The 18374-nt window shown below is 74.1% G+C and carries 11 protein-coding genes; 1 reads left to right on the top strand and 10 read right to left on the bottom strand.

The window, feature by feature from the left end; translation table 11 throughout:
- Window positions 1-35: 35 nt before the first annotated feature.
- The 3 genes from LGI35_RS17385 to LGI35_RS17375 form a co-directional block, all read right to left on the bottom strand.
- Window positions 36-2813: an FtsX-like permease family protein gene (locus LGI35_RS17385; RefSeq protein ID WP_227294720.1), complete on the bottom strand. Its 2778-nt coding sequence runs from the start codon at window positions 2811-2813 to the stop codon at window positions 36-38.
- Window position 2814: 1 nt separating this feature from the next.
- On the bottom strand, window positions 2815-6174 hold the full coding sequence (locus LGI35_RS17380; RefSeq protein WP_227294719.1) for an FtsX-like permease family protein: 3360 nt from the start codon (window positions 6172-6174) through the stop codon (window positions 2815-2817).
- Window positions 6175-6300: 126 nt separating this feature from the next.
- Window positions 6301-6705 (bottom strand): globin, encoded by a 405-nt coding sequence (locus LGI35_RS17375; RefSeq protein WP_227294718.1) that lies wholly within the window; start codon window positions 6703-6705, stop codon window positions 6301-6303.
- A gap of 223 nt (window positions 6706-6928) precedes the next feature.
- On the opposite strand from LGI35_RS17375, the gene LGI35_RS17370 reads away from it, so the two are divergent.
- Window positions 6929-7915: a methyltransferase domain-containing protein gene (locus tag LGI35_RS17370; RefSeq protein WP_227294717.1), complete on the top strand. Its 987-nt coding sequence runs from the start codon at window positions 6929-6931 to the stop codon at window positions 7913-7915.
- Window positions 7916-7918: 3 nt separating this feature from the next.
- On the opposite strand, the gene LGI35_RS17365 is transcribed toward LGI35_RS17370, so the two are convergent.
- From LGI35_RS17365 to LGI35_RS17335, 7 genes are all read right to left on the bottom strand, one after another.
- Entirely contained in the window at window positions 7919-9121 is a 1203-nt protein-coding gene (locus LGI35_RS17365; RefSeq protein WP_227294716.1) for an FHA domain-containing protein, read from the bottom strand.
- A 35-nt stretch (window positions 9122-9156) separates the two neighbouring features.
- Window positions 9157-10509 (bottom strand): vWA domain-containing protein, encoded by a 1353-nt coding sequence (locus tag LGI35_RS17360; RefSeq protein ID WP_227294715.1) that lies wholly within the window; start codon window positions 10507-10509, stop codon window positions 9157-9159.
- A gap of 80 nt (window positions 10510-10589) precedes the next feature.
- Window positions 10590-11918 carry a protein phosphatase 2C domain-containing protein gene (locus tag LGI35_RS17355; protein ID WP_227294714.1) on the bottom strand — a complete coding sequence of 443 codons (1329 nt, stop codon included), beginning with the start codon at window positions 11916-11918 and terminating at the stop codon, window positions 10590-10592.
- 4 nt (window positions 11919-11922) lie between these two features.
- Complete coding sequence (locus LGI35_RS17350; RefSeq protein ID WP_227294713.1) at window positions 11923-14517, bottom strand: serine/threonine-protein kinase; 2595 nt, start codon at window positions 14515-14517, stop codon at window positions 11923-11925.
- Window positions 14514-15830, bottom strand: coding sequence for a coiled-coil domain-containing protein (locus LGI35_RS17345; RefSeq protein WP_227294712.1), 1317 nt, complete (start codon window positions 15828-15830; stop codon window positions 14514-14516). The genes LGI35_RS17350 and LGI35_RS17345 overlap by 4 nt, the downstream gene beginning before the upstream one ends.
- Window positions 15831-15913: 83 nt before the next feature.
- Window positions 15914-16918: a glutamate ABC transporter substrate-binding protein gene (locus tag LGI35_RS17340; RefSeq protein WP_227294711.1), complete on the bottom strand. Its 1005-nt coding sequence runs from the start codon at window positions 16916-16918 to the stop codon at window positions 15914-15916.
- 17 nt (window positions 16919-16935) lie between these two features.
- On the bottom strand, window positions 16936-18321 hold the full coding sequence (locus LGI35_RS17335) for a hypothetical protein (RefSeq protein ID WP_376222454.1): 1386 nt from the start codon (window positions 18319-18321) through the stop codon (window positions 16936-16938).
- Between the last annotated feature and the right edge of the window lie 53 nt (window positions 18322-18374).

The raw sequence follows: 18374 nt of genomic DNA, 5'->3' as shown, positions 1-18374 counted from the left end.
TGTGGTGACGTCGTACGCCTGCCGTCCCCGTCGGTTCATGACGTTTCTCCCGCTCTCAACTCGCGTACGAATCCCCGCCGTCCGGTCCACCAGGCCTGACCGGCGGCCACGGCCGTGGCGAGCAGGACGACGCACAGTGCGGGCAGCAGGAGCGACAGGGCGTCGGTGCGCAGCTGCGCCACCGGGCCCCCGTCACCGGCCGTCGCCAGGGCCAGACCCGTCAGGTCGAGGCCCGGCGAGAGGAGCCGGATCGCCGCCCACCCCGTGAGGGCGCCGCCCGCCGCGGCGAGCGCGGCCTGGGGGAGCGCTTCGAGGACGAGGAGGCGGCGGGCCTGGCGGCGGGTGAGGCCCATGGTGCGCAGGCGCGCGAGGAGCGCGGTGCGTTCGGGGGCGGCGCGTGCGAGCGCGAGGAGCAGGGTGAGGGCCGCGTACCCCGCGCCGATGACGACGGCCGCCGAGTAGACGCGGGCGGCACCGGTCTGGAGGGGCGAGTCGACGTACCGGGCGCGTTCGGTGGCGCGCAGCCGCACCGACACCTTGGAGCCCGCGGCCTTGCGCAGGGCGGGCCCGTCGATGTGGTCGCCCGTGATGAGGAGGGAGCTGGGAAGGTAGCGGTACGCGATGTCCTCGTTGGCCTTCTGGCCGATGCCGACCCGGCGGGCCAGGGCCGTCCTGTCGACCACGAGGAAGTCGTCGGACAGGGCGGGCGTCGTCGTACGGACCTCGGAGATGCGCAGCACGACGTCCTCACCGTCCATCCACAGCGAGAACGGCCCGGTCCCGAAGATGTCCCGCATCGAGGGGGAGGCCAGCACGGGGAGCGGGGACGCGGCGGTGCCGGTCTTCGCGGCGTCCGTCGTCAGCGCGCCGGCGGGGAAGGCCCCGAGGTCCGTACGAGCGGCCAGACGCGCGTACGACGCCGTGTCCACGACCGCGAGCGGCACCTTGCGCTTGCCGTCCTTCGGCTCGGCGTCGTACCGCAGCGTCACCGGCGCCACGTCCCGCACCCCGCGCATCTTCCCGACCTGCCCGGCGAGCGCGCCGGGCAGTGCGGAGCCGGATTCGACGCGGGCGTCCGCGCCGGTCGCGAGGACCGCCGCCCGGTCCCGCTCGTGGTCGATCCCCGCGAGGACCGAACCGCCGAACGCGGCCGTCGTCAGCGCCGTGAGCAGCGCGAGCAGGGGGAGTACCGCCGTACCGGCACCGGCCGTCGCGCGGCCCGTCCTCGCGAGCGACAGATAGCCGACGACGCCGCGCAGCCGTCCCGCGGGGCGGGCCAGCCAGCGCAGCGGCAGCGGATACACGCGTACGAGGACGAACGCGGCGACGACACCGACCAGGACCGGCGCGAGCGCGACGAGGCTGTCCCCGCCGTCGGACGTGCCCCGGCGGCGCAGCGCCACGATGGACGCGACCGCCAGGGCGAGCAGGGTGAGTTCGGCGACGGTGCGGCGGCGCGAGGGGCGGGCGTGGGCGAGGTCGTCGCGCGCGCCGCCCACGTGGACGCGGCGGTGCGCGACGACGGCCCGCAGGGGCAGGGCGAGGCAGGTGAGCAGGACGACCGCGGCAGCCGCGAGCACGGCGGGCTGCCAGCGGCCGTGCCGGACCGCGACCAGCGCGAGCGCGAGCCCGGCCGCGCCCGCGGGCACGGCCACGACCGCCGTCTCGGCGAGCAGCCGCCCGGCGAGCCCGCGCACCGAACCGCCGCGCGAGCGCAGGACGGTGAACTCGGCTCGGCGCCGCTCGGCGGCCAGGCCGCCCGCCATCAGGAGCACGATGCAGGCGACCGTGCCCGTGCCGTACGCGGCGACGGAGACGACCGGGCCGATACGGGACCGCAGATTCTGGTAGCCGGTGATGAACTCGTCGAGGCCGGTGGCGACCTCGGTGTCGCCGCTCGTGGCCTGGCGCACCGCGAGCAGGCCCGGGCCGTCCTTCGTATAGGCGAGCGCGGACTTGAGGGCGGGCATGGTGCGCGCGTCGAGGGAACCCAGGTCGGGTGCGAGCTGCCAGAACTGCTCGGGGTCGCCGGCCGTGTTGAGCAGCGCGGGCGCCGCGTCGGGCGCGAGGAGGATCCCGCCGACCCAGAAGTTCGACGGAGGTCTCGTCTCGGTCTGGCGCAGCGACGGGGCGGCGAGGAGCGGATTGGCCGCCCAGTAGGAGGCTTTGGGGTCCTTCGCCTTCAGGACGCCGGTGATGCGCACGGACACGTAGCCCTTGATCAGGGCGGGCACATGGATCACGGAACCGGGCTCGATGTGCAGCGTCTCGGCGGTGGAGGCCGTCACGGCGCCCTCCACCTCGGTCGCCTCCACGGTGACCTTGCCCGTCACGCGCGGCAGCCGCCCGGCTGTGACCGTGCTGTGCCGGGCGAGGCCGCTCTGCGCGGAGAGCGTGAACCTGGCGTCCTCCCCGTCGGGCTTCGGCAGCCACTTGTCGGTGGTCGCCGGCAGTTGCACGGTGGTGCGCAGCCCGTACGAGGACTGCGCCCTGTCCATGGCGAGCGGTGCGCGCAGGGAGTCGACGATCTTCCCGTACACGGCGCTCATGGACGCGGTGCGCATCATCTCGGCCCGCGCGTCCGCCTCCTGTTCGATGGCGGGCTGCGCGGTGGTGAGGTCGAGGACCGTGCGCTCGGGTGCCGCTCTTGCGACCGCGTGGCGCAGACCCTCGTCCTCGTAGTCCTGGACGGCGCGCGGGAACACGGCGGCCAGGCACGACGTGAGGGCGACGAGGAGGGCGAGCGCGCAGGCGGCGCCGGGTGCGGCGCGCAGGCGGGTGCGCACCCAGGGGGCGACGGTCGGTGGCGTCATGTCACTCACTCCCCTGGCGGCGCAGTGTGATGGCGGCGTCCGGCGGCCGGCGCAGGGCGATGCCCGCGGTGATCAGGACGGGCGTCACCGCGACGCCCGCGAGGAGCAACAGGACCTGCCCCCAAGGCAGTTCGACCAGGACCCGGGGCATCGGCTGGGTGGCCTGCCCGGTCAGGACGACGAGCGGCACGACGGCTCTCGTGAGGAACGACCCCAGGGCCAGCCCCACCAGGAGGGCGAGCGCGACCAGGATGCCCTGCTCGGCGGCGACGAGACGGGCGAGCTGGCGCCGGGGCGCGCCGAGCGCCCGCAGGATCGCGAACTCGTCGCCGCGCTCGCGCATCGAGCCCGCCGTGTTCACGGCGAACCCGACCGCGGCGAGGAGGGCGGCGGCGACGGCGGCCGCGGCGAGCGCCGACTGCGGTCCGGCGCCGAGCGGGTCGTCGCGCAGCGACTCGGCGATCTCGGACCGCACGACGACCTGCGCCGGGTCGGCGTCGGGGCGGGCGCGCAGCGTGGCGGCGGCCTCGGCACTGCGGCCGGGCTCGGTGCTCAGCCACCACTCGTCGGGCAGGACGGTGTCCTTGTGCAGATCGGCGAGCGCCCGGTTCAGGGTGGGCAGGTCGAGCAGCAGGGCGCCCCCGTCGGCGGACTTGGGGCCGGTGGCCGTTCCGGTCGTGGTGTCGGCCCCGGCCTCGGGTCCCGTGGTCGGCAGGGCGCGCACGCTCGCGGAGATCCGCACCTTGACGGGCGAGCCGTCGACGGGCACGGCGACGACGGACCCGACCTCGGCGCCGGACGAGCTCAGGAAGCGGTCGGTGGCCACGGCGGTGACCTGCTTGACCGGGGGACGCTTCGCGGTGAGCCGGACGCTCATGCTGGGCGGCGCTCCGAACGGGATGTTCGCCGGATCGAGCTGCCCGGTGTCGAACCCGACGGACACCTGGCCGCCCGACGGACGCTCGAGCACCGGGGCGTTGGGCCGGGTGTCACCGTTTCCTTCCGCGCCGCCCCGCACGGACGCCTGCCACCGCGTGCCCAGCTTCAGTGACTGCTGCGCCCCCGCCGCGTTCACGGACCGCAGCCCCTCAAACGTCAGGCGGTGCTTCGCCGTCTCGGTGACGGACTGGTTGATGTCGAGGGCCAGGCCGGTCAGGGTCATCGGGGTCGCCGCCCGGTCGAGGGAGGAGCCGCCGCCCCCGCCGAGGTCCAGGGCGAGCCGGTGCGCGTGCCCGTCGGCGGGCAGGTCGTCCATGAACACCTGGTACGGGGTTCCGTAGCGGTCCTCGACGGTCGCGGCGACCGTGCCCCGCACATCGGACGGCGAGGCGTCGTGCGGACGGGCGGGCGTGCTCAGGCGCAGCGTGAGGGAGGCGCCGACCGCGTCGGCGGGCAGCACGACGCCGGGCGAGCGGCCGTCGCCGCCGGTGCGCAGCGATGACAGCAGCCGCGACGGGGACGTCGACGCCATGTCGTCCCGCAGCATCAAGTGGTCGGTGGCGTGTGCCGTGTCGAGGGCGAGGAGCGTCGCCTCGCGGCTTCCGGTCAGCGGAATCGGCGCGCGCAGGGCGGGAGCAGCGTCCCGTACGCCGGGAGCCGCCGCGTAGACCCCGGCCTGGCCGAGCCCGCCGCCCGGCGCGAGGACACGGATGGAGGCGCCCGACCGGAAGTCCGCCTGGTCCTCCTGCGAGCGGTTCCAGGACGCGCCCTGCCCGATCGCCAACATGCCCATGGCGACGGCGAGTACGAGGAGCAGGACGGGGCCCGCGCCGCGCAGCGGGCGGCGGCTGAGCTGCCAGCCCGCGAGCGCCGACGGCAGCCCGCGCCCGCCGGCCGCGCGCCGCTCCGCGAGCTTCGCGGCGGGCGGCAGCAGCCGCAGCGTCAGGACCGTACCGGCGAGCAGGGCCAGGGCGGGGGCCGTGACCAGAAGCGGGTCGATGCCGAGGGTGCCCGAGGCGTTGCTGCTGAGCGTGCCCGAACCGGACGTCTGCCGGTCCAGCTGCCAGTACGCCACGGCCGCGATGACCAGGAGCCCGACGTCGGCGCCCGCCCGCAGCGGGGCGGGCAGGGCCCTGGCACGGCCGCGCTCGGGACCGGCGGCGCTCAGCGAGGGAACCGTCACGGCGAGCGCGCAGCCCACCGCGACCGCCACGGCGACGAGCCACACCCCGCGGTCGGCGCTCACGTCGAGCCGCAGCCCGATCCGCGACAGGGCACCCCAGGAGGACAGCAGCCGGGTCAGCGGGCCCGCGAGGAGCGGCGCGCACACGGCGGCGGGCAGCGCGAGCAGCAGCGCCTCGACGGCCGCGAGCGACGTCACCCGGACCCGCGAACCGCCGCGCGCCCGCAGCATCCACGTCTCGCCCGCCCGGTCCGTGCTCAGCAGCCGGGCGACCAGCAGCAGCGTGTACGTGGCGAGCAGAACGAGCTGGAGCGCGACGATGAGGAGGGTCGAGCGGGAGACGAGCAGGGCGCGCTCCGCCCGGTCGAGGGTCTCCGGCAGCGAGGTCGTCACCCCGGTCGTGCCCGCGAGCGCCTTCTCGCGCAGGAGCGCCCTGGTGCCTTCGCGGGCGTTGGTGCGCAGCGTGTCGATGTCCGAGGTGGTCACCGTCGAGAAGTCCGCGGACGCCAGCCAGGCCGACTTCCCGGCGGAGACCCGGCCGGCCGCGAGGTCGGAGGGGGCGGCGAGCAGCGGCCCGTACGTCGTGAAGGAGATCTTCTGGATGCCGCGGCCGCCGAGGTCGTCGAGCTTCCAGTAGGGGGCGGTCGGCCGGACGGGCCGGTACACGCCGGTGAGCACGACCGACACGGCGGGGCCGCCGATGCGGTCCTTCAGGGTGAGCTCGTCGCCGGGGCGCAGCTTCAGCTGCCGGGCGGCGATCTCGGGGAGCGCCGCCTCGACGGGCGCCTTCGATCCCTGTGATGCCTTGGATCCTTGTGCCGCCTTCGGGGCACGGCCCTTCGTGATGCGGACCTCGCCGCGCTCCAGCGCCGCGAACTGGGTCAGGTCGGGGTTCCCGGAGCGGGCGGCGGGCGGCTGGAGGGAGCGCGGCAGCGCGTACGGGCCCGACCTCATCAGCGTCTGCACCCGCACCGGCAGACCGTCGAAGGTGTGCCGTGCCCCGGACCGGACCGCCGCGTCCGCCGCCTCGCGGCCCTCGGCCGGCACATCGGCCTTGACCGTCAGCGCCGTGGTCGCCGCGTCGCGGGTGCGCAGGCTGTTGCGCAGGGCGGCGTCACCGATCGCGCCCGAGAAGGCGCTGAGCATCGCGAGGACCGACGTCGTCAGCAGGACCGCGAGGAGCGCAGCCGTCAGGAGCAACCGGTGCGCGCGCACCCGAAGGAGAACAAATCCTGACACCCCAGCCCCCGTACCCGCTCTACGCCGTACATCCCCCGAAAGTCTGTCCGGATGCTTTCAGAGCGAACGAAGTTGGGGAAGGGGTTTGAACCGGATAACGGGGGCGGTGCGCCGGATAACGGCGTCTCAGCCCTCGGTGTTCACCATCGAGGCCGCGGCGTACGTCAGGTAGTTCCAGAGCGTGTGCTCGTGCTCCTCGGACAGACCGAGCTCGTCGACGGCGTCGCGCATGTGCCGCAGCCACGCGTCGTGGGCCGCCCGGTCCACGGCGAACGGCGCGTGCCGCATCCGCAGGCGCGGGTGGCCCCGGTTGTCGCTGTAGGTGCGGGGACCGCCCCAGTACTGCATCAGGAACAGCGTGAGGCGCTCCTCGGCCGGACCCAGATCCTCCTCCGGGTACATCGGCCGCAGCAGCGGGTCCTGGGCGACCCCCTCGTAGAAGCGGTGGACCAGGCGCCGGAAGGTCTCCTCGCCGCCGACCTGCTCGTAGAAGGTCTGCTCCTGAAGCGTGCCGCGCGGAATCTCGGTCACGTCGGTGGGCCTCACAACTCTCGCTCGGGTCACCCCGATGCCTTTCCGGCCGGGGGCCCGGGGGTCGTCCCCCGGGAAATGCAGCACGTGTCCATCGTCTCAGACGACCCGGACGAGGACTTGAGGCGTAGGGCCTCTCGTTCGGATCGGGCCGGCCCCTCGCATCCGACTACACCCCGGACGGGGGCTCGCTCTTACGCCTCCGGCACAGCACAGTGGACCCATGGGCGCACAGGGCACGGACCCGGATGCGGGAGCCGACGCGGCACGGGCCGCGCTCGTGCGGGAGATCGCCGTGAGCGGGGCCTTCGACGGGGACCCGGCCTGGCGCGAGGTGTTCGGGCAGGTCCCGCGCCATGTGTTCGTGCCCTACTACTACCTTCCGGCGCCGAGCGGCTACCGGCGGCTGTGGAGCGAGGACCCCGACCCGCGGGAGCGGGAGCGCTGGCTGCGCGGCGCCTACGCCGACGAGCCGCTCGCGACCCGGGTGCGCGACGGGGAGCTGGTGTCGTCCAGCAGCCAGCCGTCCCTGATGGCACGGATGCTCGTCGAGCTGGACGTACGCGAGGGGCACCGGGTCCTGGAGATCGGCGCGGGTACCGGATACAACGCCGCGCTGCTCGCCCGCCGCGCCGGCGACGAGAACGTCACCACCGTCGATCTGGACCCGGAGATCACCGAGTCCGCGCGCCGGCACCTCGCCACGGCGGGCTTCCGGCCCCATGTCGTCACGGGCGACGGCGCGGCCGGCTGCCCCGAGCACGCCCCGTACGACCGGATCATCGCGACCTGCGCGCTACGGGCCGTGCCCAGTGCCTGGCCCGCGCAGTGCCGGCCCGGTGCGCGCATCCTGGCGCCCCTCGCGACCGGCCTGGTCCTGCTCACGGTGCGCGAGGCGGGCCACGCCGAGGGCCGCTTCCTGCACACGCCCGCCTACTTCGTGCCCCTGCGCGGCGGGACGCAGGGCGAGGAACCGGTGCAGCACATCGGCGGGCTGCCCCGCAGGGTGCTCGCCGACGACCTCTTCCGGTTCCTGCTCTCGCTGACCGCGGGCCGGCTCGACCCGCACGAGGCCCTCGCCCTGTGGGAGCGGGAGGGACGGCCCGTGCGGGAACGGTTCGGCATCACGGTCAGCGGCGAGCACGAGTGGGCCTGGCTGGACGACCCCGAAGGGCCGTACGCCTGGTCACTGCGCCCCGACCGGATGTAGCGACTAGCCCCGGTGGATCGTGATCGTCGTCCAGGCGCCCACGTGCACCCGGTCGCCGTCCTGGAGCGGCACGGGGACGAAGGGCTGGATGGGATCTTCGCCGCCGTTGACCGTGGTGCCGTTCGTCGAGTTCTGGTCGACGACCGCCCATGATCCGTCCGGCTGCTGCACCAGCACGGCGTGCTGGTGCGAGACGCCCGGGTCCTCCGGCGGCACCGACAGATCGATGTCGGGGGTGTCGCCCGTGGAGTGGCGGCGACGGCCGATCGTCATCTGGTTCCCGGTGAGCCGGCGCTGCTGCTCGGGCGAGTACGCGGGCAGGTTCAGGCCCGAGGCCTCGGGCCCGCTGCGGTGCATCATCGCCATGAAGTACTCACGGTCCGGGCCGATCGTCGCGCTCCAGGACACCGGCTGCTGCTGGAAACCCTGGGGCGCCTGCGGGGCCTGGGTCTGCTGCGGTGGCGGGAAGCCCTGCGGGCCGCCCGGCGCCTCGGTCGCGCCGGGACCCTGACCCTGCTGCGCCGGCGCCGACGGGGGCGAGAGCACCCAGTCGTCACCGCCGCCGAACGACGGACTCGGCGGAGGCGGCGGCGGACCCTGCGGGCGGCCGGTCTCCTGCGGGAACGCGGGCGGGGCCGGCGGACCCGGCTGCTGGAACGCCTGCGGGGCGCCACCCGTACGGGGGCCCGGCGGGGGCGGCGGGGTCTGTGCCGGGCCGCCGCCGAACGGCGGGATCGGCTCGGCGGGCCGGTTCATCTGCGAGGGCCGCGAGCCCTGGTACTCGAACGAGTCTCCGGGACCGGGCGGCGGCTGCTGGAAGCGGAGCGCCGGGTTCGGGCCGGCGGGTCCCTGACCGGGACCGGGAGCCGGCGGGTTCGGCGCGGCCGGGGTGTAGGACGTGGCCGTGTTCGTCAGGAAGTTCCACCGGCACTCCTCGCAGAACGGCGCGCCGCCCTCACGGGGCGTGCGGCACTGCGGGCACAGCTCGGGGCCGGCGCCGGGCGGCGGCGGAGCGGACTGCCCCGCGTTCCCCGGCGGCGGGTAGCCGTAGCCGGGAGGCGGGGTCTGGCCACCCTGCGGGTAGCCGTAACCGGCGGCCGGGGGCGGCGGCGGAGGGGGCGGGGGTACGGCACCGGCCATGCGGTGACCGCAGACCTCGCACCAGTCGTCGGAACCCGACTGGTGTCCGTTCGGGCAGGTCGGCATGTCGGCGCTTCCCCCTCCGTTACTTCGCTACGTCATCACTTCTTGACACGGACAGTCTTCGTCGACCGGGTCTCGAGGGTCATTTCGTCGGCCTCGGCGACCTTGGCCTTCAATCGAACAGTACCTTCCGCGGCGTCGACCACGTCCACCACCTTCGAGAGCAGTTTGGCCGTATCCGCGTTCCCGGAGGCCGCGGCGAGCTGCACCGCGCGTCCCAGCTTGGCGGTCGCCCCGTCCGCATCGCCCGCTTTGCGGGCATCCAGGCCCTGCTGGATGACCTGTGCCAGTTCCGCCTGACCCGTGTAGTGCGCGACCTGCGGATTGATCGACGTGGACGCCGTCATGTCGTCCGTCCACACGGCCCGTACGAGTCCCTGTCCGAGGGTCTGCGCGCCGCCGTCGGCGCCCGGGATCACGAGCGAGACGCGGCCGGCCAGCATCTCCTGGCCGAGTTCGGCGTTCGGGACCTGTACGCACACGTGGTAGTCGCGGGACTCGTCGCCCCACGAACCCGTCGGGTAGTCGCCCGCGCGGGGCCCCACCTCGACACGACGGTCCGTCAACTCCTCGACGGTGGGCGCCACTTGCTTCACGAACTTGATCTCCGCGCCGAGCGGGGTCCACAGCCGCAGCGCGACGTCCGCGACCTCCTTGCCCATCGCCGTCTCCATCATCCGCGTGAAGTCGGCGGCCAGGCCGGCCGGGTCCGCGACGATGTCGGCGGTGCCGAGCATGGCCGAGGCGATCCCCGTGACCTCCTTGACCTCCCAGTCCGTCCCCACGCCACGCGCGTCACACGTGAAGCGGCCCGCGCACGCGTCGAGCGCGGCCTTCAGGTCCTCGGGCGACTCGTGCTCGTTGCGCCCGTCGGTCAGCAGGATGCCGTGACGCACCGAGGACGCGGGGACGTCGGCGGCCCACAGCAGCCGGTCGGCGAGGCGCAGCCAGGTGCCGATCGCCGTGCCGCCGCCCGCGGACAGCTTGCGCAGCGCCTGCTTGGCCTGGTCACGGGTCTGCGCGTCGGCGACCGCGAGCCGGCCGTTGCCCGGGAAGACCTCCTTCGCGACATGCGTCCCGCCGATCACGGCGAAGTGCACCCCGTCGCGCAGGGCGTCGATCGCGGCGGCCGTGGCGTCACGGGCGTTGCGCATCTTCGTCGGCGGGTAGTCCATCGAGCCCGAGCAGTCGACCATCAGCGCGACCGCCGCGTCGGCCCCTCGGCCCGCGGCGTAGAACTGCGGGGCGGCCACCGCGCCGCCGACCGCGCCGCCGCCCGTCGACGTCACGGTCACGATCGCGTTGACCTCGCGGCCGCCCTCCGGCAGGAACTCGTTCTGATAGACGTCGACCGAGAACTGCGGAACGCTCGACTTCGCGAACTTGGCCATGGTTGTTGGTCCCCCCTGCACCTTCGTGTGCCTACGCGGAACTTCCCCGACGGCCGCGCGACTTCCCCGCGCCGTGCGGCCTAGGCCGATCCTGCCCCCTGCGGCGGGACGGGGAACGGCAGCACGGCCACTGTTACGTTGTCGTGGCCGCCGCCGTCGAGCGCGTGGCCCACGAGGACCTGGGCGCTGTGCAGCGGCCGGTGCGCCGCGTCGGCCGGGATGACCCTGGCCATCTCCTCCGCGGCCTCCGCGTAGTTCCACAGCCCGTCGGTGCACACCACGACCACGCCGGGGCGGTCCGGCTTGAACGAGGCCGTGTGCGGCTCCAGTTCGTACGCGTCCGCGCCGAGCCAGCCCGTGATGGCGTGCGCGCGCTCGTCCGCGTACGCCTCCGCCTCGTTCATCAGGCCCGCGGCGACCATCTGTGCCGCCCACGAGTCGTCCTCGGTGAGGCGGGCGGCGGGGGCCGTGCGGTCGTCGGGCACCCAGTAGGCGCGCGAGTCGCCGACCCAGCCGACGATCAGCAGGTCCTTGGCGACGATCGCGCCGACCAGCGTGCACGCGGGCGCGTTCTGGTGTGGGGCGTGCTCGCGGGACGAACCGGACTCCTGCGCCAGGACGTTGACCGCCTCGGCCGCCACGACGATCGCGTCGTGCATGGCCTGCTGCGGATGCGTGCCGCGCGGCAGGGACTCCAGGAGCGCCTCGCTCGCGGCGCGCGACGCGGCCAGGGACGCCTCGTCGGGGCGGGTCGCCGAGGAGACGCCGTCGCAGACGATCGAGACGACGGACGGTGTCCCGTCGGGCAGCGCGGCCGACGCGATCGCGAACGCGTCCTCGTTGCGGTGGTGGCGCAGCCCGCGGTCGCTGACCGCGGCGACCGCGCCCAGCTCCTGCTCCATGTGATCGCGCTCGCGCGGCTGCGCGTGCCCGCAGTTCTCGCAGTAGCCGTCCTGGTCGACGTGCCCGGCCCGGCACGCCACGCAGAGCTTCGTGCCCGCGGGCGGCGTCGCGAGCGCCTCGGGCGGCGCCGTACGCGGATCGGGCGCGGGCAGCGTGTAGTCGCCGGAGACGGCGGACTCACCGGCCTGCTCGGGAACCCCGTCGAAGCGTACGGCCGACGGCAGTTCGGAGCCGCCCGAGTCGGTGCCCGGCAGATCGGTGGGCAGATGCACGGGCGCCGGGGTGTCGGAGCTGTCGAGCTCGGGGGCGGACGGCCAGTCCACGGCGGGCGCCTGCGCGGGCGGGGTCCCGTCCGCGGCCGGCGTGACCGTCGGCAGGTGGTCCGGCGGGGCCGGTACCGCCGACAGGTCGTACCCGCACGCGCCGCAGAAGCGGTCGCCCGACTCGAGGGGCTCCTCGCAGCTGGGGCACGTCGACATGGCCGTCGGCCGAGGCATCTGCGACATCAACTCACACCCACGTCCGTGGACGGTAACGGTTCGCCCGCTCCACCAGTTCGATCCTCTCCTCGCCAACCTGAGCGAGCCTGGCCAGTGTCCGGTACGAGCGCTCGAGGCCCAGTCGCAGCCCCCGCTCGTCCAGATCGTTCCCCAGCACCAGGGTCCTCACGGGTCCCTGGCGCGGAGCGGAACCTTGACTACCGGAGAGTACCCAGTCGAGCGCGGTGCCAAGGACCTCGGTCGACAACTGCTCCCGGCGCACCGCGTCCAGGCCGAACCCGTCCAGCGCCTCGACCTGGCCCGCCGCGGCCGTCAGGTCGTCGAGCAGCGGCCCGTGCGCGACGGCCGTCTCCGCCATCCGCTGCCGCAGTCTGGACCGCACCGCGGCGACCCGGGCCGCCGTGTAGTGGATCGACGACTCCGGTACGGACTCCAGGGTGTGCACGGCGCCGTGCCGGTCGGCCGCGGCGAGCTGCACCCGGGCCAGGCCGAACGCGGCGCTCACATAGCTGGGGTCGGTGGCCCAGACGAGGCGGTAGTACTCCGCCGCGTTGTCCAGCTGGCCGAGCACCTCCGCGCACACGCCGAGCGCGAGCTTCGGGGCGGGCTCGCCCGGGAACGCGTCGTAGACCGCGTCGAACGACAGGGCCGCGTTCGTGTGGTCGCCGGTCGCGAGCGCCGCCACCCCGCGGTACCAGACGACCCGCCAGTCGTCCGGGTGTTGCGCCTCCAGCTCCGTCAACGCGTGGGCGGCGGAGACCAGTTCACCCATTTCGAGGCGGGCCCGCAGTTCGCGCAGGCGCAGCTCCACGGAGGCGGCGGGCGCGGCGCGCAGCGCGGTGATGAGCTCGCCCGGCGCGGACGCCATGAGTCCCGCGAGGAACCCGGCGTTCGGGTCGCCGGGGTCGACCCTCGGCACGGGGAGCGCGAGCGCGGTGGCGGCGGCGTTGAGGGGCTTCACCAGCGAGCCGGGAGATCCGAGGGAGCCGGGGGAGGCAGGAGTGCCCGGGGCGCCCGGGAGCGCGGTGGGCACGCCGGCCGACGGGAGCGCGGACGGGGCCTGTCGCGCGCCCCGCCCCTTCCGCCGCACCGGCTCCGTCCGGACCCCGAGCCGCGACACCTCGCCCGTCAGCTGCGCGAACAACTCCGTGTCCGTGACCTTGACCTCGGGCCCGAAGAGCGTCGACAGCGCCGGGCGCGGACGGCCCGTCTGGAGGGCCACGACCTCGCGCAGGACGCCGGTCAGCTGCTCCGCCATCTCCTGCGCGGACGCGAACCGGCGGGCCGGGTCGGGGTCGGTGGCGCGGACGAGGAGCCGGTAGAACGACTCGTACGTGCGGAAGACCTCGATGCTGTCGGGGTCGGGCAGGGAGTCCGCGAAGACGTTCGTGTAGCCCTGGAAGTCGAAGGTCAGGACGGCCAGCGTGCGCGCCACCGTGTACAGGTCGGAGGCGACGGAGGGGCCGACGTCCGCGACCTCGGGAGCCTGGTAGCCCACGGTCCCGTAGATCGCCGACTCGTCGTCGTCCATCCTGCGGACCGCGCCCATGTCGATGAGCTTGAGCTGGTCCTCCGTCTGGATCGCGTTGTCCACCTTGAAGTCGCAGTACAGGAGGTTGCGGCTGTGCAGGTGCCCGAGCGCCTCCAGCGCCTCGATCCCGTACGCGCAGGCCTGCTCGACCGGCAGCGGGTCGCGCTTGCCGGCCGGTGTGCGGCGCCCGTTGGCGATCTCCTTCAGGGACTTGCCGCCGACGTACTCCATGACGATGTAGCCGTCCATGGAGCCGGTGCGCTGGTCGAGATGCTCGACGAAGTTGTAGATGCGCACGATGTTCGCGTGCTCGATCTCGGCGAGGAAGCGGCGCTCCGAGATCGCCGCCGCCATGGCGTCCTGGTCACCCGTGTCGAGGAGACCCTTGAGGACGACCCAGCGGTCGGAGACCGCGCGGTCCACGGCGAGATAGACCCAGCCGAGCCCGCCGTGCGCGAGGCAGCCCACCACCTCGTACTGGCCGTGCACGATGTCGCCCGTGCGCAGCTTCGGCACGAACGAGTACGGGTGGCCGCACTTCGTGCAGAACCCCTCCGTGCGGCCCGGGCGTTCGCCGCGCGCGCGGCCCACCGGCGCCCCGCAGTCCGAGCGCGAGCAGAATCGCTTCCGCTCGGGGACCTCGGGGTTCTCCTGGATCATCGCCCGCGGGTCGGGCCGCGGCACGTCCGGCACCTGGACGAGGCCGACGCCGAGGCGCCCGCGCCCCGACGACGCGGCCGAGGCGCCCGAACTGCGCACCGACACCGACCGGGACCCCTGCGAACCGGACTGCCCCGACAGGGACCGCGACAGACGGCCCGAAACCGACCGGCGCGACTGCGAAGAACGCGACGAGGAGCGCGAGCTGGCCCGCGAGGACCGCGAACTGCTGCGCGCACTGGAGCTGTTGGAGCCACGGCCGCCGACCGTGACGCCCGTCGGCGGCGACGCCACCATGCCCGTCGGCGAGACCACCGGGGCCAGTCCGCAGGTGTCGCAGTACAGCTCCCCGCCGCCCACGTCCTCGTACGACCCCGTGCATCCGGGACGCTGGCACTGCCGCTGCTCGCTCATGATTCCCCCCTCCGGTCCGCGGGACCGCCCTGATCGGGCACCCGCGGGACCAATACGTCGGCGGCCGCCCGCTGGTACCGCAGGACCGCGTCCTCGGCCGCCCGCAGATCGCACGGCGCGCTCCACAGCATCCGCCGGGCCGCGTCGTAGCGCTCCACGAGCAGCGGGTCCTCGGCGAACCCGAGCCGCGCCACCTTCGCCTTGTACGCGTCGAGGCGGCCGCGCAGCTCGGCGCGGACCGCCAGGGGCTGGGTGACCGCCGTCAACGACTCCCGGGCCCGCAGGAGTTCGTCCTCGGCCCGCGTCTCCAGCGTCTCCAGAAGAGGCGAGAGCCGGTGCCACTGGGCGGATCTGCGGTACTCGGCCGCCGTCGCGAGCTGCTCCTGGAGCGCCGTCGGCGGGCCACTGACCGCGGGCACCTCGAACGCGGCGATCTTGGCGAGCACCTCGCCGCGCGCGGACCGCGCCTCGGCGAGCGTGCGGTCGGCGCGCGAGAGGACGTCCCGCAGCCTGCCGAGCCGGACCTCGGCGTCCTGCCGCACGGTCAGCACCGCGTCGATCTCCCGGCGCACCTCCTCCAGCGCCCGCGCCTCACGGTCGTACGCCGTCGTGTCGGGCCGGCCGCCGCCGGGCGCCGAACTGCCGCTCCCGGAACGCCAGTACGCCAGCGGATCGGACACGACGTCCTCCCGCAGCCGCGTCAGCGCGTGCGTGATCCGCTCCAGGTCGTCGCCCGAGGGGTGCTCACCCGGACGTACGCCGACGGAGTGCGCGAGCTGACGCGTGCGGCCCAGCTCGGCGGCGAGGAGATCTATGCGGGCGGGCAGCGCCGACCAGACGGCGTCGGCGGCGACCACCATGTCCAGCGAGCTCGCGTACAGGTCGTTCATCCGCTCGACCAGGTCGGCGAGCGTGAACCGGTCGCTGAGCCGGGCGGGGCCGGTGAGCGACGCGGGCGTGGAGGGTCCGCTTCCGGCGACGGTCACGCTCTCGCCGCGCAGCAGCTCGGTCAGCTCGACGAGGTCCTCACGGCTCGACCAGCGGCGCCGCGCCCGTATCTCACGGGCGGAGCGCAGCGTGGCCGTGTACGCGTCGAAGTACGTCCAGAGCAGAGTGATCGCCTGGTCCGCGGCCGCCCAGCGCTCCTGAGTGGTGCCGGTCAGCCGCGCGCCTTCGAGGAGCCTGCGGCCCGCGTGGTCCTGGAGGGCGAACAGTGACGTCTCGATCGCCTCGTGCTCCGCGCCGAGCCGCGCCAGCGCACGGTCCACCTCGTCCCGGTCCATCACCGGACCGGGGGGTCCCGTGACGCCCATCGATCACCTCTCCGTTCACGTCGCTGCCGCCGACTGCCGTCGGCCGCCGCTGTGCAGTTGCCGCAAGTAGCGCCCGGCCGGGGCTACTTGTACTTCGGTGCGGGCGGACCGGAGGCCGCGCCGAGACCGTCCTTGAGCCACGCGTCGTACGAGTCCTGCCAGCCGCCGTCCTTGCGGAAGTCCTCCAGGACCTGGTTGACCCGGCGTACCAGGTCGTCCGTGCCGCGCTTCATCGCCACGCCGTAGAACTCCTTGGTGAACGGCGTGCCCTTGAGCTCGACCGTCGGGTCCTGCGCGGCCTGGCCCGCGGCGAGCGCGCTGTCCGTCACCACGGCGTCCACCTCACCGAGCTGCAGCCGGACGAGGCAGTCCAGCTGGTTCGGCACCGTCGTGGAGATGTCGGCGCCGGCGGCGAGCGTGCCCGCCCTGCGGTCCGCGTCGAGACGGTCGAAGGCGGTCGAGCCGGCCGCCGTGCAGATCCGCTTGCCCGCGAGCGACTTGTCGTACCCCGTGATCGAGGAGGTCTTGGGCGCCAGCACCTGCTGCCCGGTCTGGAAGTACGCCGTCGAGAAGGCGACGTCCTTGAGCCGCTCGCAGCTGATCGTCATCGTGCGGACGACCATGTCGACGTTCCCGTACTTGATCGCCGGGATGCGCTGGTTGGTCGGGATCGCTCGGAACCGGATCAGGTCGCGGTCGCCGAGGATCTTCTGGGCGATCTCGTGCGCCAGGTCGATGTCGAAGCCCTCGAGCTCGCTGGACTTCTTGTTCGGGTCGCGGTAGCCCCAGTGGTAGCTGTTCTGGTCGACGCCGACGATGAGGTAGCCGCGGTCCTTGATGGCCTTGACCGCGGCACCCGACTCGTCGCCGGACGGCTTCAGACTGCGCTCCGGGTCCGTGCACTTGTCGGCCCTGGCCTGCACACCCGTGGCCAGGCCGGGGCCGCCGACGCCCGTGCTCCCGTCGCCGCCGGCGCCCCGGGTCAGGGGGAGCAGCAGCGCGAGGACCGCGGTCAGGGCACAGGCGACCGCCATGGCCGCCACACCGCCCCAGCCGCGCAGGCTGATGCGCGTACGTCGTGCGCTCATGGCTGTCCCGCCCCCTCTCACCGGTACTCCGAAAGCCGGCGCCCGATGCCGAGCACGGCGCCCGCCGCGCCCAGCACGGCGAGTACGGCGGCGCCCACCGGGAGCCCCGTCATCGCGCCGCGCCCGTCCGTGGCCGCCTGCTTGAACTCCGCCTGCTCGTGCCTCAGGGCGGACTGCAGTTCCTTGTCGACGTTGTCGAAGCACTCGCGGGTCGGCTTGTCCTGCGCGGAGCCGATCACCTTGTCGAGCGCCCCCTGGTAGTTGCCCGCGTCGTCCTGCTCGCGGGCGTCCTTGTGGCGGTCCTGCCACACCCGCATGTTGTCACCCGCGGCCTGCACGGGCCGCTTGCCCGTGCCGTCGTCGGCGAGCTTCGCCGCGTCCCCGAGCTTCGTGGCGAGCGTCTTCATCTGGTGCTGGTAGTCCACGTCGAAGGCGTCCTTGGCCACACCCTTCACCTCGACGGTCTCGGCGCCGCGGCTGACCAGCGTCAGATTCTCGTTGCCCCGCGCCTTGAGGGAGGCGATGCGCGCGTCGTGCAGCACGTTCAGCGAGCGCACCCCGTGGTCGTACGACTCGTCGAGACCCGCGCGGGCGACGCTGTGGCCGACGGCGAGCCAGAGGAGGACGACCGTGGACGCGGCGGTCGCGGCGACCAGGCCGTGGTTGAGCACGCGGTTCGTCCGGCGGTAGTTGCGCCGCTGGGCCCAGGTGAGCGCGCCGAGCGCGACGACGCCCAGCCCGATCGCGGCCCAGGGGTAGGGCGTGGCGCTGTCGTAGTCCGAGCGGAGCCGCTCGTTCTCCTTCTTGTACAGGTCCTCGGCCGCGGGGAGCATCTGCTCCTGCATCGTCTCGTTCGCGTACCGCAGGTAGGCGCCGCCCAGCGGGAAGCCCTGCCGGTTGTTCGCCCGGGCGCGCTCGATGAGGCCCTTGTACTGGGGCAGCAGCTTGTTGAGCTTCGAGATGGCCGCCGTGGAGGGGGAGTCGGGGTCCGAGTTCGCCGCCGCCGTCACCAGCTTGGCCGCGGCCGTCCTGATGTCCCTCTCGTACCGGTCCCGCGTCTCGGCCGGTTCCTGACCGCCTGCCAGGAAGCCGCTGGACGCCGCCGTGTTGGCGTCGGCGAGCGAGCGGTAGATGTCCGCCGCGTCGGCGCTCAGGGGCTGGCTGCTGTGCAGGACGTCGTCCGCGGCGGCCGAGCGGTCGGACATCTGCCAGGCCGTGACCGCGCCGAACGCGACGACGAGCAACGCCAGTACCGCGCCGATGATGCGCAGGCGCCCCGGCTCCGTCGTCGCCGCGGCGCGTACCCGGTCGACGCCCTCCGCCCACGCGGTGCTGCGCGCGGGCGCGGCGGGCTCCGGACCCTGCGCGTGCGGCGGCCGTACCTGCGGCGGCACGGACGGCATCGTGGGCGCGCCGACCGTCCCCGGCGGCGCCGCGCTGCCGTTCGGCGGGTTGT

Source organism: Streptomyces longhuiensis (assembly GCF_020616555.1).
In the GTDB taxonomy this organism is placed as follows: Bacteria; Actinomycetota; Actinomycetes; order Streptomycetales; family Streptomycetaceae; genus Streptomyces; species Streptomyces longhuiensis.
The sequence above is the reverse complement of the archived record's forward strand: the minus strand, read 5'-3'. Positions and strand labels throughout refer to the sequence as shown.